Raw genomic sequence first — 20,293 nt, 5'->3', positions numbered from 1 at the left:
CAGGTTTATTCTGTCAAATGCGCCACCACTTCAACCAGGCGGTCAAAATTCAAAGGCTTCATCAAGGCATCATCAAACCCTGCTTGTTTGAAATCTTCTTCCGAGTAATTTTTAGCATTCCCTGTAATCGCTACAATCGGCGTTTTGGCCTTTTTCTCATCCGGCAACTTACGAATGCTTCTTGCACACTCCATTCCATCCATCACCGGCATGTTGATATCCAGCAAAATGATATCAAAATCTTCTTTTTCAAGAAGTTGCAAAACTTGCTCTCCGTTTTTCACCGAAGTGATTTCGTAGTGTTGGAATTCTAGAATCTTCCTTGCCAGATTTTGAATAACAGAACTGTCTTCGGCAATGAGTACTCGCTTTGTGTATGACATACGATGGGTCAGGTATTGTGTTTAATGATTTGCCTGGGTCAATTTAGGGATATTTCGTTCAAGAACGCAAAAAGCCCCGGCGTGAAGTTTCAAAATTATTATAAAAAAGTAAATAACCGTCCCATAGTTTTTCAAAGCTGTCTTTCCATGTAAGTTTGCAGATTCATTACTCCTACTGAACTGCATTATGTTTAAAAATAAAGTAATCAGATATAGTACGATCGCGATGATTATTGCCATTCTGGGCTACTTTGTGATCGAAAATCTTTCCGATAACAGTACCTCTTCCGCTGAGGAAGAATTGGTTATCGCCAATCCTGAACAATACAAAACGAAGCTGCTGGAAGAGCGCGCGGCGAAGGACGAGCAGTTCAAAACCACCAAGGACTCCCCTATCAAAGACAAGGAAAATTTTCACGGCCTGCATTACTTTGAACCAGACCTTTCATTCCGCGTGAAAGCCAACATTTCACCTTATATGAAGGATGATAAAGAGGTAGTTGTAAAATATACCGACGGTACTTCCGAGAAATATGAAAAGTATGGTTATGCCAATTTTACCATCGGCGGGCAAACGCAAAAGCTGCTTTTATTGAAAAATGAGGCCATTCTGTCTGTTTTGTTTAAAGACGCAACCAGCGGAAAACAGACTTATGGCGGCGGCCGCTACCTTGATTATCCCCTCACGGCCGTGAAAAACAACGTCATTATGCTGGATTTTAACAAAGCGTATAATCCATATTGTGTGTACCAGGAAACCTACGCCTGCCCGGTGCCTCCTGCTGAAAATACATTGACCGTGCCCATCAATGCAGGCGAGGTCACGGAGGGTTTTGTGCACGAATAAGCCGCCGACATTAATTCTCAGTATTATTATTCCCGGAGTGCCGTTCAAATTTTAAATCATTAATTTTGTGTAAAGACAGGCCCGGCACCGCCTGTCTTTAAAACTTTTTAAAGCATTCGCATGAAGATCTCTTATAAGTGGCTTAAAGACTTAATTGAAATAACAGAAACCCCTGAGGAAATCGGTAAATTATTGACCGGTACAGGCCTTGAAGTAGAAGGAATTGAGGAGATTGAATCGATAAAAGGTGGATTGAATGGTGTGGTGATCGGCGAGGTGCTTACCTGTGAAAAACATCCCGAAGCCGACCGGCTTAAAAATACAACTGTTGATGTTGGCCTGCCCGAGCCACTGCAAATCGTCTGCGGCGCGCCGAATGTGGCCGCGGGACAAAAAGTGATTGTAGCCACTGTCGGCGCAGTACTTCACCCGACCGGCAGCGACCAGCCGCTGGTTTTAAAAAGATCAAAAATCAGGGGCGCTCTTTCAGAAGGCATGATTTGCGCGGAAGATGAGCTGGGTATCGGTACTTCTCACGATGGTATACTCGTGCTGGAAACCGATTTGCCCAACGGAACTCCGGCCAGTGAATATTTCGGAATGTCTTCGGATTATCTGATTGAAATCGGACTTACGCCGAACCGCGCCGATGCAGCTTCACATTATGGTGTTGCAAGGGATTTGAAAGCAGTTTTGAACCGTCCCGTAACATTGCCTTCGGTCGCGCAGTTTGTTCCGGGTAATCAATCGGACATTCAGGTTGAGGTGAGAAATGAAGAAGCTTGTCCACGCTATACTGGCCTCACTATTTCGGGCTTGACTGTGGCCGAATCTCCTGCCTGGCTCAAACAACGCTTGCAGGTGATTGGCATCCGCTCGATCAATAATATTGTAGACGTCACCAACTACATTTGTCACGAGCTCGGGCAGCCGCTTCATGCTTTTGACATTGATAAAATAACCGGCAAAAAAGTAATCGTCACGACGGTTCCTGGCAACACGCCTTTCGTCACACTCGACGGCGTGGAAAGGAAAATTTCGGACGGAGACCTGATGATCTGTAATGCAGGTACCGACGGAAATCCTGAACCGATGTGCATCGCCGGTGTTTTCGGTGGGTTAACTTCCGGGGTTACTAATGAAACTACTTCCATTTTCCTGGAATCTGCTTATTTCTCGCCGGTTTGGGTACGTAAAACGGCGCAGCGTTTCAGCCTGAAAACTGATTCTTCTTTCCGTTTCGAAAGAGGTACTGATCCTAGTATGCCTGTTTTCGCATTGAAAAGAGCAGCATTATTGATCCAGGAAGTCGCTGGAGGAACCATATCATCCGACATTATTGACATTTACCCGAACCCGATTGTGGATTTCCGGGTGGAAATAAAATACCGCAACATTGACCGGCTTATCGGGAAATCTCTGGATAAGGATTTGATCAAGACCATTCTTCAAAGCCTGGACATTCAGATTGAAAATGAGACGGATACCACATTCACCGCCATCGTACCGCCATATCGCGTGGATGTGCAGCGGGAAGCGGATGTGATCGAGGAAATTCTGCGTATTTACGGCTTCGGGCAGGTTGAATTGTCGGCGTCGATGAGCTCGGATTTTCTGTCTGATTTTCCGGTTAACGATCCTGAGAAACTGAAACTGCGTGTTGCTGAACTGCTGGTTTCCAATGGTTTCCATGAAATGATTAACAACTCGCTGACCAAGCCGGAATTTCAGGCAACATTGGGAGAAAGCTTGCTTGGTAACCCGGTCAAAATTTTGAACTACCTGAGCGAAGACCTTTCGGTCATGCGCCAGACTTTGCTTTTTTCAGGACTGGAAGTGGTAGCATACAATGCAAACCGCCGCCAGCGTGATCTGAAACTTTTTGAATTTGGCAAAACCTATCACCATGTCAATGAAAAGTATGTGGAAAAAGAGCGGCTGGCCGTTTTTCTGACAGGTAATTTTCAGCAGGAAAGCTGGTTCGAGAAATCGCGTGAGGTGGTTTTTCATGACCTGGCTGCATTTGTGAATCAGGTACTTACCTCACTGAAAATCAGGGAAGTTGAAAAACAGGAGGCGGATAAAAATATTTTCAAATACGGCATTACATTAATTGCTAATAAAAAACCGGTTGTTTCCTTTGGATTGCTGCAAACGGCAGTTACTAAAAAACTGGATGTAAAAGCATCCGTTTTCTTCGCGGATTTTGACTGGGAATATCTGCTGAAACAATATACCGCAGCCGTAGAATATCGGGAAGTACCCAAATTTCCGGAAGTACGCCGCGACCTTTCGGTGGTGGTGGAGAAGAAAATTACATTTGAAGAGCTTCGCCAGATCGCTTACAGGACCGAGAAGCAGCTTCTACGCTCCGTGAATGTGTTCGATGTGTATGAAGGCGCTAACCTGGAAGGTAAAAAATCCTATTCGATCAGTTTCATTTTGCAGGACGATCAGCAAACATTAACGGACAAGGTGATCGACAAATCGATGCAAAAACTGATTGCCGCTTATGAGAGAGAGTTTGAAGCAGTGATCAGGAAATGATGTAAAAATTTGCTTTGACGGAAATTTAAGGGTTCGAAAATGGAAAGGAGTATTGAACGCATTATTGAACATAAGTTATCCGACCTTGAGAAAAAGCTCGGGATCCTGATCAATACTAAAGAGAAGCTAAGCTGGACAAACTCAGAGCTTATGCGTGAAAATGCGGAGCTCCGGCAGGCAAATATCAAGCTCAAGGAAGAGGCGAAAGAACTAAGGAAAAAACACACTACTTTGGAAAAAGACTTTAATAAGTCCAAAAGTTTCGCTAAAATTGTCACTAGTAAACTGACACCAACAAGCGGAATTGCCGAGTTGAAAGATTCAGTTGAAAGATATATACAAGAGATTGATAAGTGCATCAAGCAGCTTGAAGATACCCTATGAGTAAGAGTAAGTTACCCAATCCAGATGTTTCTGTCTTTATAAAACTGCTGGACAGAGGTTTCAAACTGAGCGTTCCGGCGGATCAGGAGAAATTTTACAGGGATGGGTACGAGGTATTTCTGCAGCGCGTGCAGCAGCATAAATTAAGAGGAAAAGTATACGGTGATATCGAAGCCATAGCGCTGACTTCCATTGAATGTCTGGTAGCGTTACAACGTAACCAGGAACAGATGAACAATGTGATCATGGCTTTCAAAAACAGGGTCGAGAAACTGGATGAAACGGTTTCCGGCGCGATTGAAAGCTGAGCGGCTGATACCTGACCTTTAATTGATGTAATCTTCTTTATTTTTCTTTCAATTCTTTCCTTTCTGGCATTTTGACGCTGGTGTAGTTTGGTAAAACCAACTATATATAACCATTCATTGAAATGTTAACTTCTTCTTCAATTTTCATCATCCTGCTTTCGGATATCATTGCCGTGGGCGTCGGTATTTTCGCAGGTAAATACATTTTCAAAAAATCTTTCGACCAAAAGGAAAAAGAAGCCCAGGATCGGGCAGCAGAGATTATCCGCAATGCAGAAAGCGCTGGTGAGAACATTAAAAAAGACAGGATCCTCGAAGCCAAAGAGAAATATCTTCGATTGAAAACAGAATTTGAGGAGGATGCTAATAAAAAGCGCACCCTGCTTCAAAGCAACGAACAAAAACTGAAACAGCGCGAACAAAGCCTTAACCAGACCGTGGAGCAGAACAAGCGTCGCGAGAATGAGCTGGAAACATTAAAAAACAACCTGACCCAGCAACTGGACGTGGCGACAAAACGCCGGGAAGAAGCTGAAAAATCATTACAACAGCAGGTTGCCCAACTTGAAAAAATCGCCAATCTTACGGCCGACCAGGCACGCGAGCAACTCGTGGATGCCTTAAAAGCAGAAGCGGATACCAGGGCCGGATCGTATGTAAAAAGTGCGATGGAAGAAGCGAGGCTTACCGCAACCAAAGAAGCTAAAAAGATCGTTATTGAAACTATTCAGCGTACTGCTGCGGAACATGCGATCGAAAACTGCGTATCTGTTTTCAACATTGAAAATGACGATATCAAAGGAAAAATCATTGGCCGCGAGGGACGTAACATTCGTGCACTGGAAGCAGCAACTGGTGTGGAGATCATTGTAGATGATACGCCGGAAGCGATTGTTATTTCGGGATTTGATCCTGTGAGAAGAGAAATCGCCAGACTTTCATTGCACAGATTGGTACAAGATGGCCGGATTCACCCTGCACGTATCGAAGAAGTAGTGGCGAAAACCCGCAAGAATATTGACGATGAAATCGTCGAAATTGGTGAGCGGACGGTGATCGATATGGGAATTCACGGCTTGCATCCGGAGCTGGTGAAAATGATCGGCCGCATGCGTTTCCGTTCTTCCTATGGTCAAAATCTTTTGCAACATTCACGTGAAGTAGCGAAGCTTTGTGCTACCATGGCTTCCGAACTTGGCTTGAATACGAAACTGGCAAAAAGAGCCGGGCTTTTACATGATATTGGAAAAGTTTGGCCGGAAGAATCAGACCTGCCGCACGCAATACTCGGTATGGAGCTGGCTAAGAAATACAAGGAAAATCCGGAGGTATGTAATGCCATCGGTGCCCACCACGATGAGATTGAAATGACCAGCATTTTGTCGCCGATCATTCAGGTGTGTGATGCGATTTCAGGCTCTCGGCCTGGTGCACGCCGTGAAATGATGGAATCCTACATCCAGCGTCTGCGTGATCTTGAAAACATGGCGCTCTCATTTGACGGAGTTGAAAAATGCTACGCGATCCAGGCCGGTCGTGAGCTGCGTGTGATCATTGACGCCGATAATGTGTCGGACGAAAAAGCGGGCATGCTGTCATTTGATATCTCTCAAAAAATTGAAAAAGAAATGCAATATCCCGGACAGATCAAGATTACGGTGATCCGGGAAATGCGCTCAGTCGCGTACGCGCGTTAATCCATCCCAGAATACATGACTTACTCAAAGCTCAGCAGTTCAGAACTATTAAATATCCAAACACTTGGCGAGCTGAAAAAAGCAGGTTACGAGTCCCGCTCCATCAAACAGGAATTGCGTGACAACCTGATCGCCAGAATTAAAAACAAAGAGAGCATATTTCCGGGAATTTGGGGCTATGAAGATACCGTCATCCCCGATGTAGAACGTGCGGTGCTATCCATGCACAACATTAACTTCCTGGGTCTGCGAGGTCAGGCAAAAACACGCATCGCACGGATGATGGTCGGTTTGCTGGACGAATACATTCCCTACATTTCCGACTCGGAATTACACGATGATCCTTTGGCGCCGCTTTCGAGGTTTTCAAAAGACCAGCTTGCAGAACATGGTGATCATACCAAAATCAGCTGGCTGCACCGCGACGAACGTTATACAGAAAAGCTCGCGACGCCGGATGTATCGGTAGCTGACTTGATTGGCGACGTAGATCCCATTAAAGCGGCCACATTAAAATTGCCTTATTCAGACGAACGTGTGATCCATTTTGGGCTTATCCCAAGATCGCATCGCGGCATTTTCGTCATCAACGAGCTTCCGGATTTACAGGCTCGTATCCAGGTGGCACTTTTTAACATTTTGCAGGAAGGCGACATTCAGATCCGTGGTTTCAAACTTAGATTGCCGCTCGATATCCAGTTTGTATTCACGGCTAACCCGGAAGATTATACTAACCGCGGTAGCATTGTGACACCACTGAAAGACCGTATCGAAAGCCAGATCGTGACACATTATCCTAAAACCATTGAAACCGGAAAAAGGATTACGGAGCAGGAAGCGCATGTGAAGCCGGAGCAGAAGGGTTTGGTGAAAGTAAACGAGCTTGCAAAAACATTGATCGAGCAAATTGCTTTTGAAGCACGTGAAAGCGAATATGTGGATAGCAAAAGTGGTGTATCTGCGCGATTAACAATCTCGGCTTATGAAAGTCTTTTAAGTACCGCCGAGAGACGCGCGCTGATTAATGGTGAAGAGAGTACTTACGTCCGCATTTCGGATCTATACGGTGTGGTTTCATCGATTTGCGGAAAAGTGGAGCTGGTATATGAAGGCGAAGTGGAAGGCCCTGTAATCGTCGCTCAGAATCTGATCGGGAAAGCAATTCGTACACAGTTCCTTAACTTCTTCCCGGATCCTGAGAAAAGCAAAAAAAGCAAGATCAATCCTTATGCGAAGGTAATCGAGTGGTTTGGCGCCGGCAATGAAATGGAAATGCCCGGCGACATGACTGATCGGGAATACATGGCGCGCTTGAAAACCATTGACGGTCTGGACGACTTCGTGGATATGCTGAGCGCCTATTCAAGTGCCGAAGAGAAGCTGTTCATGATGGAGTTTGCATTGCATGGCATGGCAGAGTTTTCGCTGATTGGTAAGCAGCCGCTTGATCTGGGTATGAAATTCCAGGATTTGGTGAGCAGTATGTTCTCTGGTCCCGGCGATGAAGACTACGATTTCGACGAGGACGACGACGATCGCAAGCCGTTTTAAAATATAAATCAACAAAAATGCCCTGCTTCAAAAACAGGGCATTTTTTATTAGAGCTTACTCCAAATATCAGGATGGCGTTCCTTCGTCCACCACATTTGGTTCGCTGGTATCGATCAGAGAATCTGGTTCGTCGTTCACTTTCCCGCGAACTTTTGCTTCAAGCTCTTCCAGCAATTCAGGATTGTCTTTCAGAAGTGCCTTCACAGCATCACGTCCTTGTCCAAGACGGTTTCCGCCATAACTAAACCAGGATCCGGCTTTCTTCACAATCTCCAACTCCACTGCAAGGTCGATCACCTCTCCTACCTTGGAAATACCTTCACCGTACATAATGTCGAACTCCACGACTTTAAATGGAGGCGCTACTTTGTTCTTCACCACCTTCACCCGCGTACGGTTTCCTAGGATTGCATCGGCGCTTTCTTTAATCTGTCCAACACGACGGATATCCAGACGTACCGAAGCGTAATATTTCAGCGCATTACCACCGGTCGTAGTTTCAGGGTTACCGAACATGACACCGATTTTTTCACGCAGCTGGTTGATGAAAATACAGCAGCAACCGGTTTTGTTGATGACGCCGGTCAGCTTGCGCAGGGCTTGTGACATCAAACGTGCCTGTAAACCCATTTTACTATCGCCCATTTCGCCTTCAAGCTCAGCGCGTGGTACAAGTGCCGCAACGGAGTCAATGACAATGATATCCACGGCGCCGCTGCTGATCAAATGTTCGGCAATTTCAAGTGCCTGCTCACCGCTGTCAGGCTGCGAGATCAGCAAATTGCTGGTATCAATACCTAATTTTTCAGCATAAGAGCGATCGAATGCATGCTCTGCGTCTATGAATGCTGCGAGGCCGCCTTTTTTCTGCGCCTCGGCAATGCAGTGCATGGATAATGTTGTTTTACCTGACGATTCAGGACCATAAATTTCAACTACCCTGCCGCGTGGTACACCACCTACGCCAAGCGCAAGGTCGAGGCCCAGGGAGCCGGTAGAAATAACTGGAATGTCTAAAACCTTGCTGTCGCTCAATCGCATCACGGTGCCTTTTCCGTAGGCTTTGTCAAGCTTTTCGAGCGTAGTTTGTAATGCTTTTAGTTTGTTGTCTTTATCCGTGGTCGGTTGTGCCATAAAATGGTAGCGGAAAATTTAGTTTGTACAAAAAAAACGGCCTCTGCTGCACAAAAACCGCTTAAAACTGGTCTTTAATTCTCTTGTAAAAATACCAAATTTCGCGCACAAATACAATGTTGTTCTCCTTCGAAAATGTAAATATCTCTTGTAGAAAGTGCTATTCCACCCTGTTTTTTGACAATCCTCAAAATTTCATTTAGCCAAGGGTCAATATCAATTAACTAACGGTAAGAGCCATAAATCAGGCTTAATTTGCAGTAAGCTTTCACAACTTATTCACCGGTTTAAACGTATACCTTACGGCACCATTTACGATTTGTTTTTCAATAGTTTTACGAAGTGAAAAACGTCCCGCTCTGTAAATCTTTAATTTAATTTGAAGTCAGTGTTTAAAAAGATATTGCTTGCATTATTCGTGGCGCTCATCATTCTGGGCGCGTTTTACCATGAAATCCTAAGCTACGGCTACATGCAGGCCAAAGGCCAGATTGGCATATTAATGAATGTTGAGGATGTAGAAGACGTTTTAAATGATACGACATTCCCTGATTCATTGAAAGCACGGATCAAGCTGATTGAAGAAATCAAGAAATTCGGGGTTGATTCTTTGGGACTTACGCCTTCCAAAAATTACACGACATTTTATAACCAGCATGGAAAACCGCTGATCTGGCTCATTACGGCATCACCACGCTACAAAATTGAACCGCACCTGTTTCATTTTCCCATCGTCGGAACATTTCCTTACAAAGGTTTTTTTGACTCAACCAAAGCGGTTACCGAAGAAAAAGCGCTGATCAAAGAAGGTTTGGATACGGATATCGGCGACGTATCTGCCTGGTCAACATTGGGTTACTTTAAAGACCCGATCCTGTCGAGCATGCTGAGAAGAAAGGATGGAAGCCTCGCAAACCTGATCCTGCACGAATTGACACATGGTACGCTTTTTGTGAAAAATAACCTTGAATTAAACGAAAACCTGGCCAGTTTTGTCGGTGATCAAGGCGCTATACGTTTTTTGAAATACAAGTATGGTCTGGATTCCCCGCAATTACGTACATACCAGTATTCGAAAAAATTCAATGATGCCTATTCGGGGCACATGTTGCGTGGAGCGGTGAAGTTGGATAGCCTTTATAAAACATTCGGTAACAACCCGTTGCCGGACAAGAAGAAGGATTCATTGAAAAATCAACTGATTGCGACGATACTCGGTGACGCCGATACACTGCTTGCAGGTCGCAGGACGTTTACAACAAAAAAAGTCGCTGACCAGCAGCTGCCGAACAACGCGTATTTCATCAGTTACCTGACTTATAAATCGAAACAAAATGTGTTTCTTAACGAGTTTGAAAACAAGTTTGGAGGCGATTTTAAAAATTATTTAACCTACCTGAAATCGAAATACCCCTCTTTGTAATACCATGAGCATGAAGAGATCTTACTTAATATTAGCCATATCCTCCGTCATTTTATTTCTTTCTTTTCGTCAATTCGACGAAAAATTCGAGCAGACGCGTGTAGTTCCCAACCACAGTTTCGGCGCTGGTGAAAGAGTTGAATATCGCGTCCACTATGGATTTATCAATGCGGCAGAGGCGAGGGTCGAAGTGGGTAAATCGGTATCTGTGATCAATAGCAGGCCTTGCTACAAAGTGGCCGTGACTGGCCGGACGGTTGGCGCATTTGACCTGATTTCCAAAGTGCGCGATACCTGGCGGTCATACATTGATACCACCGCTATTTTACCGCACATGTTTGAGCGCCAGATCCAGGAAAACCGGTACAGAAAAGAAGAAACCGTATATTTTAACCACAACAAAGACCAGGCAATTTCTAACATTAAGGACGAGTCAAAGACATTTAATGTCCCCAACAACATTCACGACATTATCAGCGGATACTTTTATTTACGCACCATCAATTTTGATAAAGTATCTGAGGGTGAAGTCATTGAAGTACCCACATTCTTCGACGGACAAGTTTACAAACTGCGCGTCCGGTATGTTGGCAAAGATGTAATCAAAACGAAATTCGGGAAGACGCGCGTGCTGAGAATCAACCCGCTGATCCCGGATAATAAGTTTTTCAAAGGAGAAGGCGCGATGCGTTTGTGGGTGTCCGATGACTCAAATAAGATTCCGGTGAAGGCCGAAGTGGAATTAATGATAGGATCGCTGGAAATGGACCTCAAATCGTATAAGGGCCTTCGTAAAGAGCTCAACTGGTTTTAATCTTCCCAATTTTCTCAAATTTTGAAGTTGCCGAAAAGGTAGCCACAACCGGTTTTTAGACATGACCAAATAAGGAGTTCTCTCACTCCCAAAACTTTGGTAAAAACCTGAGATCGACTCCACTTCCGGACTTTCAAAATCAAACAGATTTTCGGTACCGGCACAGTCTGAGAAATACCGATCCAGCAGCCAGGTTCTTGCATTCAACTTTCTTCCCATTTCATCGGCTGCATTAAAAAGAAAAATAGCCCTGCCTGCGTAGCGGATCACCAGAATTCCTGCATGAATGATACCATCCCGATGCGCATACCAGATATCGGTTGATTTTAAACGTTTCATAATCTCAAAAATCCCTTCAAGCCTATTATAAGCCGAAGGGTCCACGCCACCGGAAATGTTTCGTGCGTGGTTTTGGACAAATAAAAATATCAGCGGATGTATCCTGTCACTTTTCAGAATTTCCCAGTTAGCGTTTTTAGCCTTCTTTAAATTAGCCCATCGATCTTTTGCGTATTTGCTAAAAATCTTTTCATAACCACTTCCCAGATTCAGCCAGTAAGTTGCGTTTTCAGTAAAACTGCACGCATTCAATTCATATCGAATCTTTTGCAGCGCCTGGAAATTTTCGGGATTGAAATGATAAGCCGATATGTAGGAAAAGTGGGCAGATAATGTTCTGCAAAATGCTGCTGCCTGCTCGATTGTCAATTCCAATTTGGAAAAAATCCCGAGATACTGACAAAACAAGGGTTGATAAACCAGTTCAATACCCAGCTTTCTTCGCACAGGTATCGGCATGACAATTTCATAATCCCCGTTTTCAGGCCATATAAGTGCCTTCCAGCTCTCGCAAACCAGATCGAGATAGAAGGTAAAACCATAAACAACTGCTTGTCCGGAATGCTCGATGAGCTTGTTCCAGGTAATGTCGCAGATCTGCGACCGGGTGATAAGTGTGGGGACCAAATGACTAAAAATCAGGATAAGTAATGTTACCTGATTCTTGGTACGTCAAATGTTATTTAAAGTAACTGCGAAGCTTCTGCAAAGTTTCTTCCACGTCGGGCGTTTCGTCCATCAGCAGGTTCACGCTTTGGATCGAGTGGATCACGGTGCTGTGATCACGGCCGCCGAAATGGTAGCCGATGGATTTGAGGGGCAGATCGGTGTATTCTTTTGCCAGGAACATCGCCAGCTGACGCGGGTAAACGACTTCCTTTTTGCGGCTCTTACTTTTCAAATCGGCGATGGTCACCTGGAAATAATCGGCAATCACTTCCTGGATCGTATCGATGGTTACTTCCTTGCTTTCATTCATGACAATGTTGCGCAAGGTATTCTTGGCCAGCTCCACATCGATTTCGCGGCGGGTGAGCGAAGCCTGCGCCATCAGGGACACAATCACACCTTCCAGTTCACGTACATTGGAATTCACGCTATGCGCAATGTATTCAATCACATCATAATCAATCGCAATACCTTCAGACTGGATCTTCTTCTGAATGATCGCAATACGCGTCTCAAAATCCGGCGCCTGTAAATCCGCCGTCAAACCCCATTTAAACCGCGATAGAAGACGGTCCTGCAAGCCTTGAAGTTCTCGCGGCGGCCGGTCGCTGGTCATAATGATCTGCTTACCAAGCTGGTGCAGGTGGTTAAAAATATGGAAGAATGTGTCCTGCGTTTTTTCCTTGCCTGAAAGAAACTGCACATCATCAATCGCAAGTACATCGACCTTCATGTAAAAGTCGGTGAAGTCCTGCAATGTGTTATTTTTAATGGAGTTGATAAATTGATTGGTAAACTTCTCGGACGACACATACAGCACCAGCTTGTTATCGAAGTGGTTCATAATGTAATTCCCTATCGCCTGCACCAAATGGGTTTTGCCGAGCCCTACCCCGCCGTACATCATCAGCGGGTTGAAGGACGTGAGGCCAGGACGCTGCGCCACCGCAAATCCCGCCGACCGTGCTAGCCGGTTACAATCACCTTCAATAAAATTATCAAATGAATAATTCGGGTTCAGATAAGTATCCAGGTTCATCGAATCCTGGTCTTTTTCCTTGTGGTTTAAACCGAGCCGGGGATCATTTACAAAGTTGTCGGGCTTGGCATAATTCGGCGATTTCTGTGTGGAAACATTCATCGTCAGTGGCTGATGCTTTTCGTTGCCGGTATCGACAATGATCGAATATTCCAGCATACCGTCCCGGCCGATCGCATAATCGAGCGCCTTCCGCAGCAAATTCACATAGTTATCTTCCAGCCATTCATAGAAAAATTGGCTCGGCACCTGGATCGTAAGTACTTTACCGTAAAGCTTTAACGGCCGGATAGGTTCGAACCAGGTCCTGAAACTTTCGTCAGGAATATGCTGCTGAATAATCCTCAGGCAGGCATCCCAAATCTGGTCGACTTCTCTATATGCGTTCGATCTTTCCAATGTGTAGCTTACCAATCTCCGTGCTTTAAATTTTTTAGGGACGGCAAAGATATAAAAATACCTGATCCCACAAGGTTGTCCAAGGGTTCAATTTAACATCAAAGGCATGTTTCTCCAAGCCTTGGAATAAAATACAAAAGGAATAATGTCGCCGCATTTTTTCGGCGTTTGCTAAGTCGCGGGCAGACAGATTTATAGCTTCAAATTTGTAGCTTTGCCAATACCAGAAACTTCTTTTTACGCTGCTAAATCGAAAAAATGTCAGCCTCGCTATTTTCAGAATTTGATCCGATGAATAAGGACGCCTGGAAAAAACTGGCGGCAAAAGAACTGAAACAGAAATTCGTTTCGGCAGCAAGCTGGGCAGTTGCGCCGCAATTGCATGTCGAGGCATATTACACCGGCGAAGAGCTTGACCAGGAATTGGCGGCAGCCATGCAGCAATGTCAGAAGAAGATGCCGGGCTGGATCTTGATACCAGAAAATGCGGGCGAGCCAGAGCCATATTTTGTAGAAATAACATTAAATCAAAAAGATAGCGACAATGTGGCGCGGCAACTGGCATCTGCGCTGGAAGCCTTTGTTGCACACATGGATTCTTTCTCGGGCGACGGAATTTCGGTCGGGCAAGTCTCCAATACAATCAAATTTTCTTTCCCGATCGGGCCGCAATATCTTAAAGAAATAGCCAAACTGAGGGCATTTCGGTTTTTACTTCGCAAGATTGCCTGTGCTTACGAGATACCAGACCGGATTTACAAGCCATTTATCCACGCCAGAACTTCTGTCTCTTACAATGTTGGTCACTCTCCCTACACCAACATGATCTCCGCCGCTTCGGAAGCCATGAGCGCGATCATTGGCGGCTGTGATGGACTTACTATTGATAAATTTACGGAGGAAAAATCCCAGCAAGAGTTCGCGGAACGGATTGGCCGGAATGTGTCACTGATACTGGAATTTGAAGGTGGCATGGGCGCTGTGGCCGACCCGGCTGCCGGATCTTATTTGATTGAAACTTTGTCAGTTAAAATTGCTGATGCCGCCTGGGATTTGTTTTTAGAGAACTACAAAAAGGATTCTCATCAACCCGATTTCCGAAACATTGGCACGCAAGAGACATTTGGGTCAAATATTGGCCTGGAAAGACGAAGAGGCGTTGTCACTTCGGAGGGTATTTTGGTAAAACCCACATTTACCAAAGAAGATATTCTCGACGCTGAACATTTGCATTTCGGAGCAGGAAAGGCGCCTTTTCTGCGCGGACCGTACGCCAGCATGTACCTCGAACGCCCGTGGACGATCCGGCAATATGCAGGATTTTCTACCGCGGCAGAATCCAACTCATTTTACAAAAGAAACCTGGCAGCGGGACAGAAAGGGCTGTCCATCGCCTTCGATTTGGCGACGCACCGGGGTTACGATTCCGACCACCCGAGGGTGACCGGCGATGTCGGAAAAGCGGGTGTGGCGATCGATTCGGTAGACGATATGAAGGTGCTCTTTGACCAGATCCCGCTGGATCAAATGTCGGTTTCCATGACGATGAACGGGGCGGTGATACCGGTGATGGCCTTTTTCATCGCGGCGGCGGAAGAGCAGGGTGTGGCGGCGGAGCAGTTGTCGGGCACCATCCAAAATGACATTCTCAAAGAGTTCATGGTCAGGAACACCTACATTTATCCGCCTGGCCCATCAATGCGGATTGTGGGAGATATTTTCGCCTACGCTTCCCGATTCATGCCGAAGTTCAACTCCATCAGTATCAGCGGGTATCACATGCACGAGGCGGGCGCCCCAGCGCACATTGAGCTTGCCTATACGCTCGCAGACGGGTTGGAATACATTCGCACCGGCCTCCGCGCAGGCATTTCCATCGACGATTTTGCCCCCCGGCTTTCTTTTTTCTGGGGTATAGGCATGAACCATTTTATGGAAATTGCTAAAATGCGAGCTGGCAGGCTGCTTTGGGCAAAAATTGTGAAGCAGTTTGATCCCGCCAATGAAAAATCGCTTGCCCTGCGTACACATTGCCAAACCAGCGGGTACAGCCTTACCGAGCAGGATCCATTCAACAATGTTGCCCGAACGACCATCGAGGCGATGGCCGCGGTGATGGGGCATACCCAATCGTTACATACCAATTCGCTGGACGAAGCGATGGCGCTGCCGACGGATTTTTCAGCCAAGATCGCGCGGGATACGCAGTTGTTTATCCAGCATGAAACCGACCTCTGCCACGCCGTGGATCCCTGGGGCGGTTCTTATTATGTGGAATATCTGACCAAAGAATTGGCGGAAAAAGCCTGGCAGCTGATTGAAGAAGTGGAGGCGCTGGGCGGGATGACCAAGGCCATTGAAACCGGGCTTCCTAAAATGCGCATTGAAGAAGCCGCGGCACGAAAGCAAGCCAGGATCGATTCGGGTAAGGATGTAGTCGTAGGGGTTAACCGATTCAAAATAGAAAATCCGGAACCGCTGGAATTGCTGGACATTGATAACCAGGCAGTAAGGCAGGCACAGATTGATGGTTTGAATAAAATAAAAAAAGAGCGTAATCAGGAAGAAGTTGTGCTCGCTCTGGCAGCGATCACTAATGCTTGCAGCCAACCAGGCGGCCGGGATATGAGCAGCAACCTCCTAGCACTGGCGGTGGATGCCGCGCGCAAAAGAGCTACATTGGGTGAAATTTCGGATGCGATGGAAAAAGAATTCGGCCGCTATAAATCGACGATCAGGTCTGTTTCAGGTATTTATCAAAGCGAATCTTCCGATGATGAGAATTTCAGGCTCGCGCTAAAAATGTCGGATGAATTTGCAGAAATGGAAGGCCGGCGTCCGCGGATATTGGTCGCTAAAATGGGCCAGGACGGGCATGACCGCGGCGCAAAAGTGATCGCTACGAGTTTCGCTGATCTGGGCTTTGATGTGGATATCGGCCCTCTTTTTCAGACACCACAGGAAACAGCACGGCAGGCCGCTGAGAATGATGTGCACATAATCGGCGCATCCAGCCTCGCAGCCGGGCACAAAACATTGATCCCGGATCTGATTTCCGAGCTGAAAGCTTTGGGACGGGAGGACATTATGGTAATTGCCGGCGGCGTGATCCCCGCGCAGGATTATCAGTTTCTGTACGATGCAGGGGTTAAAGGGATTTTCGGTCCCGGGACAGTCATTTCTATCGCTGCTCAGAAAATCCTCGCTGCTTTAATGCAGGAAGACTAGTTTACCGAGCCGAAAACCAGCGAAGTGCAGTTTCCGCCAAAACCAAAGGAGTTGGAAAGTACGTACCGGATTTCCTGGTTTTGAAGCAACTTATCAATCGGTTTTACATCAAAATTGCTGATCGGCATTTCAACATTCAAACTCGGATAAAGCTCCGCATTCACGATGCTCAAAATGCTGTAAATCGCCTCCACCGCACCCGCCGCACCCAATGTATGTCCGGTGTAGGATTTCGTAGAATTATAAGGCGGAACTTTTGCAAATAGCTGATTTAACCCAAATAACTCCACTTCGTCATTATTCCGCGTGCCGGTACCATGCGCATTCACATACCCGATTTCCTCAAAATCAATTCCTGAAACGGCCACAGCTTCACGCATGGAGCGGATCGCTCCGACAGCCTCATCTGACATTGCCGAGGGATGGTGCGCATCATTTGCATTCCCAAAACCAGCCACTTCGGCATATACCTTTTTACCTTTTACAATTTCTTCCGCTTCCAAAACCAGATAAGCCGCGCCCTCACCCAGATTCAAACCATTTCGATTGTCGTCAAAAGGTTTACACGCTGATTCGGAAAGGATTTTCAATGCATTAAAACCATTGACGGTATATTTTGCCAAACTATCCACGCCGCCCACGATCACGCGTTTAGCCCTACCCGACCGGATGAGCCGCACGCCCATCATGATCGCGTTTGCGGAGGAAGAGCAGGCGGTGTTGATCGTATCTGTGAAACCCCTGATTTTGTAGCGGTTAATCAATTTGAAGGTATGCGCCGAGCAGCTGTAAGCGTCCAGATAAGGTGAACCGGCGGATTTCAGATTGGCATCTTCATAAAGCTGATCGGTCAGGCACATTCCGCCGACGGTGCTGGCAGAAATCAGTGCCGTATCAAAAGAAGAAATGTCGTTTTCGAAAAGGCCTGCATCTTTTATGGCCTCAGAAAAAGCTTTGTCGGCAAGCAGGCAAGTACGGGTATAACCCGAGCTGTTTTCCAGTCCGAGCATGGTTTTGAGCTGCTCATTACTGATCCGGCATTCCCCGAAAGGCAATGTTCCGACATAATGTGATTGAAAATGAGAGGCTCTGCCGATCCCGGTGTGGCCTTCGCGTAAACTATGATGATTGCCTGCCAGATCTTCACCAATCGCCGAAATAATCCCCATGCCTGTCACCAGCGCCCTGCTCATACTCAGGCGGTTTTGGTGTTGGCAAGAATGTACTCTGCCATGTGGTTTACGTCGACGAGGATTTTCCTGCCTTCGGCGGGGTTGGTGATTTTGATGCCGTATTCCCTTTCCAGCAGCACAACCAATTCGAGGGAATCGATGGAATCCAGGCCCAGATCGCCGCCAAAAAGTGGCTCGTCATCTCTGATATCGGCCGGATTTACATCCAATAAGTTCAAATATTGTACAATTTGTCCCTTGAGGACGGGTTTTAAACTTTCTATGTCCATTCTGAATTGGTAATTTTCTTTGTGCGAATTCAAACTTAAATAATTCTTTCTAACCTCAGCTTAAAATAAGTGCCTATTTGACATATCAGGATAAAAACGCCCAGAAACGCGAACACATACCGCAGCTCCTGCCAGCTCCCGCCTTTGAGAAATAACACATAAAAACCTTCCAGACACCAGTGCAGGGGCGAAAAATTGCTGGCAAACTGCATGAAAGCAGGCATCACAAATGTCGGCACAAGGATTCCTCCGATCGCGCCAAAAATTATGATGGAGATTGCCCCGAAACCATTAGCCTGCTGTTCGGTTTTTGCAAAAGCCCCTATCATTAAAGCATAGCTCACTGCGGCCATACTGCTCATAAAAACCACCGCCGCCAGCGCCACAAAATTGTGTGGCACAGTGAGTTGTGGTAATCCTAGTTTGGGCAAAATCCAGATACCCATCGAAAATGTGAGCGTTACCTGAAATATAGCCACCACCACATACACTGCCATTTTACTGAACATGACCAGCATGAATGTGGTTGGCATTGTCTTCAATCTCAGAAAGCTGCCGCTCACCCGCTCTTTTACAATGTTGCTGCCGAGCGATACAACCATAAAAAACATGGCGAAAATCGTCCAGGCAGGCACATTATGCTGCGTAGAGTTTGGGATAGCCGTAGAATTGTTGTTGCTGGCAACAATCTGGTCGATGTGCACGCGGTTACTAATAATCTTTTTCTTTAAAATTTCCGACTTGCTCCCCAGATCCAGGGTCGCGTACATGTTATCGATCATCAGCGAATTTTCTATCACGCTCATGTACGACTGAATGATGCCCATCACCGAGTAGCTGTAATTTTCCTGCAAAACCGGATCATTGTAAAACGACAGCCGTGGCATACTGACTTTTTGCTGGCCGGTAGTGTCATGTTCCAGCCCCAGATCATCCATCAGAATGTTGCTGACGTCACCTGCATTGCTTTCCAGCCCAGCCGTAAATGTTTCGGGAATATAGAGTGCGAGCAATTTTCCGCGGGAGAGCAACTCGGATTTTAAAGAATTTTGTTTGATATCATTTTGAGAATCAACCTTAAACAAACCAGAACTATCCAGCAAGGATACCAGTCGTTTTCCGGCAGGGCCTGCGTCGTGATTTACCACCAGCAGCGGTATCTGGTTCTCATTCACCATTTTATATGCACTATCCTGAATAATGGTAATGATAAAAACCAGCAGAACCGGCATAACGAACATCAACGCCAGACCGACTTTATCATTGATAAGCAGGAGAAACTCTTTCCGTAAGGATGAAAATATTTTGAACATAGCTAATCCCGGTACTCCTCGCCTGTCAGGTTGATGAATAAGGATTGCAGATCCGACACTTGGTTTTCGGCTTTCAATCCCGCCAGTTCACCTTTAGCAATAACCTTTCCATGGTCGATCAGCGCAATGTGCTTGCAGAATTCTTCCGCCTCGGACATGTGGTGAGAAGTGTAAATGATGGTCGTACCAGCTTTATTAATTTGCTGCAGGTAGCGGATGATGGCATTGCGGCTCTGGACGTCCACACCTACCGTCGGTTCGTCGAGGAAGAGGATCTCAGGGTTGTGAATGATGCCGATGGCCAGGTTCACGCGCCGTTTCATTCCGCCGGAGAATGTTCCGACTTTCTTATCAGCGGACTTTGCAAGTCCCAAAACTTCCAGCAATTCCTCGCGGCGGATTTCAAGCTCTTTTTTTGGAATGTTGTACATCGCGCCGAAATAGTCCAGATTCTGGCGCGGCGTCAGTTCCTGGTAAAAAGCATATTCCTGCGGTACGAACCCGATAATGCTCTTCCGCTCATTTTCCGTAATAATATTTCCGTCAACAAAGTAAGTTACCTGGCCTGAGGTAGGTGGTATGATGCCGCAAAGGATTGAGATCAATGTGGTCTTTCCCGCACCATTCGGCCCGAGCAGACCGAAAACATCCCCACAGCTAATGTTCAGCGACACCTTGGTGAGACTGTCCTCGCCGGAAGATTTATATCTTTTTGAAACCTGTTGAATTTCAATGCATACCTGGGTTTCCATAGC

The 20,293-nt window shown here is 46.1% G+C and carries 17 protein-coding genes and 1 pseudogene; 10 read left to right on the top strand and 8 right to left on the bottom strand.

Going from position 1 to position 20,293, the window contains the following annotated elements:
* Window positions 1-5: 5 nt before the first annotated feature.
* Window positions 6-383 (bottom strand): response regulator, encoded by a 378-nt coding sequence (locus tag FEN17_RS01520; RefSeq protein WP_138363555.1) that lies wholly within the window; start codon window positions 381-383, stop codon window positions 6-8.
* A 187-nt stretch (window positions 384-570) separates the two neighbouring features.
* Between FEN17_RS01520 and FEN17_RS01515 the strand changes: the two genes are divergently transcribed.
* From FEN17_RS01515 to FEN17_RS01490, 6 genes are all read left to right on the top strand, one after another.
* A complete protein-coding gene (locus FEN17_RS01515; RefSeq protein ID WP_138363554.1) occupies window positions 571-1,230 on the top strand; it encodes a DUF1684 domain-containing protein in 660 nt (219 codons plus the stop codon).
* Between the two features lie 120 nt (window positions 1,231-1,350).
* Window positions 1,351-3,777 carry a phenylalanine--tRNA ligase subunit beta gene (gene pheT / locus FEN17_RS01510; protein WP_138363553.1) on the top strand — a complete coding sequence of 809 codons (2,427 nt, stop codon included), beginning with the start codon at window positions 1,351-1,353 and terminating at the stop codon, window positions 3,775-3,777.
* Between the two features lie 39 nt (window positions 3,778-3,816).
* Window positions 3,817-4,161 carry a hypothetical protein gene (locus FEN17_RS01505; protein ID WP_138363552.1) on the top strand — a complete coding sequence of 115 codons (345 nt, stop codon included), beginning with the start codon at window positions 3,817-3,819 and terminating at the stop codon, window positions 4,159-4,161.
* Window positions 4,158-4,469, top strand: a complete 312-nt coding sequence (zapA, locus tag FEN17_RS01500; protein WP_138363551.1) for a cell division protein ZapA — start codon at window positions 4,158-4,160, stop codon at window positions 4,467-4,469. The genes FEN17_RS01505 and zapA overlap by 4 nt, the downstream gene beginning before the upstream one ends.
* Before the next feature lie 122 nt (window positions 4,470-4,591).
* Complete coding sequence (gene rny, locus FEN17_RS01495; protein WP_138363550.1) at window positions 4,592-6,166, top strand: ribonuclease Y; 1,575 nt, start codon at window positions 4,592-4,594, stop codon at window positions 6,164-6,166.
* A gap of 15 nt (window positions 6,167-6,181) precedes the next feature.
* Window positions 6,182-7,717, top strand: coding sequence for a P-loop NTPase family protein (locus FEN17_RS01490; RefSeq protein WP_138363549.1), 1,536 nt, complete (start codon window positions 6,182-6,184; stop codon window positions 7,715-7,717).
* A gap of 67 nt (window positions 7,718-7,784) precedes the next feature.
* Here the strand turns inward: FEN17_RS01490 and recA are convergent, their stop codons facing one another.
* Window positions 7,785-8,852, bottom strand: a complete 1,068-nt coding sequence (recA, locus tag FEN17_RS01485; RefSeq protein WP_138363548.1) for a recombinase RecA — start codon at window positions 8,850-8,852, stop codon at window positions 7,785-7,787.
* Between the two features lie 388 nt (window positions 8,853-9,240).
* Here recA and FEN17_RS01480 point away from each other — a divergent pair, with 388 nt between their 5' ends.
* Together FEN17_RS01480 and FEN17_RS01475 are read left to right on the top strand one after the other, a co-directional pair.
* Window positions 9,241-10,275 carry an aminopeptidase gene (locus FEN17_RS01480; protein ID WP_229208641.1) on the top strand — a complete coding sequence of 345 codons (1,035 nt, stop codon included), beginning with the start codon at window positions 9,241-9,243 and terminating at the stop codon, window positions 10,273-10,275.
* A 10-nt stretch (window positions 10,276-10,285) separates the two neighbouring features.
* On the top strand, window positions 10,286-11,089 hold the full coding sequence (locus FEN17_RS01475) for a DUF3108 domain-containing protein (RefSeq protein WP_138363547.1): 804 nt from the start codon (window positions 10,286-10,288) through the stop codon (window positions 11,087-11,089).
* Here FEN17_RS01475 and FEN17_RS01470 read toward each other — a convergent pair.
* Window positions 11,018-12,055 carry a GNAT family N-acetyltransferase gene (locus FEN17_RS01470; RefSeq protein ID WP_138363546.1) on the bottom strand — a complete coding sequence of 346 codons (1,038 nt, stop codon included), beginning with the start codon at window positions 12,053-12,055 and terminating at the stop codon, window positions 11,018-11,020. The two genes, FEN17_RS01475 and FEN17_RS01470, sit on opposite strands and share 72 nt — an antisense overlap.
* 52 nt (window positions 12,056-12,107) lie before the next feature.
* Complete coding sequence (dnaA, locus tag FEN17_RS01465; RefSeq protein WP_229208640.1) at window positions 12,108-13,535, bottom strand: chromosomal replication initiator protein DnaA; 1,428 nt, start codon at window positions 13,533-13,535, stop codon at window positions 12,108-12,110.
* Between the two features lie 258 nt (window positions 13,536-13,793).
* On the opposite strand from dnaA, the pseudogene FEN17_RS27590 reads away from it, so the two are divergent.
* A pseudogene (locus tag FEN17_RS27590) lies at window positions 13,794-14,582 on the top strand (methylmalonyl-CoA mutase family protein); the annotation flags it as partial.
* Between the two features lie 57 nt (window positions 14,583-14,639).
* Window positions 14,640-16,763, top strand: coding sequence for a methylmalonyl-CoA mutase (gene scpA / locus FEN17_RS01460; RefSeq protein ID WP_229208766.1), 2,124 nt, complete (start codon window positions 14,640-14,642; stop codon window positions 16,761-16,763).
* Here scpA and FEN17_RS01455 read toward each other — a convergent pair.
* From FEN17_RS01455 to FEN17_RS01440, 4 genes are read right to left on the bottom strand one after another with little or no spacing between them, the layout of a single operon-like run.
* The gene (locus FEN17_RS01455; protein ID WP_138363543.1) at window positions 16,760-17,956 is read right to left on the bottom strand and encodes a beta-ketoacyl-[acyl-carrier-protein] synthase family protein; all 1,197 of its coding nucleotides are present in this window, start codon (window positions 17,954-17,956) and stop codon (window positions 16,760-16,762) included. The two genes, scpA and FEN17_RS01455, sit on opposite strands and share 4 nt — an antisense overlap.
* 2 nt (window positions 17,957-17,958) lie before the next feature.
* On the bottom strand, window positions 17,959-18,225 hold the full coding sequence (locus FEN17_RS01450; protein WP_138363542.1) for a phosphopantetheine-binding protein: 267 nt from the start codon (window positions 18,223-18,225) through the stop codon (window positions 17,959-17,961).
* A 35-nt stretch (window positions 18,226-18,260) separates the two neighbouring features.
* The gene (locus tag FEN17_RS01445; protein WP_138363541.1) at window positions 18,261-19,538 is read right to left on the bottom strand and encodes an ABC transporter permease; all 1,278 of its coding nucleotides are present in this window, start codon (window positions 19,536-19,538) and stop codon (window positions 18,261-18,263) included.
* Between the two features lie 2 nt (window positions 19,539-19,540).
* Window positions 19,541-20,290, bottom strand: a complete 750-nt coding sequence (locus FEN17_RS01440) for an ABC transporter ATP-binding protein (RefSeq protein ID WP_138363540.1) — start codon at window positions 20,288-20,290, stop codon at window positions 19,541-19,543.
* Window positions 20,291-20,293: the final 3 nt, after the last annotated feature.

Origin of the sequence: Dyadobacter luticola (assembly GCF_005860805.1) — a bacterium.
In the GTDB taxonomy this organism is placed as follows: Bacteria; Bacteroidota; Bacteroidia; order Cytophagales; family Spirosomataceae; genus Dyadobacter; species Dyadobacter luticola.
This window is presented reverse-complemented; position numbering and strand designations above follow the sequence as displayed.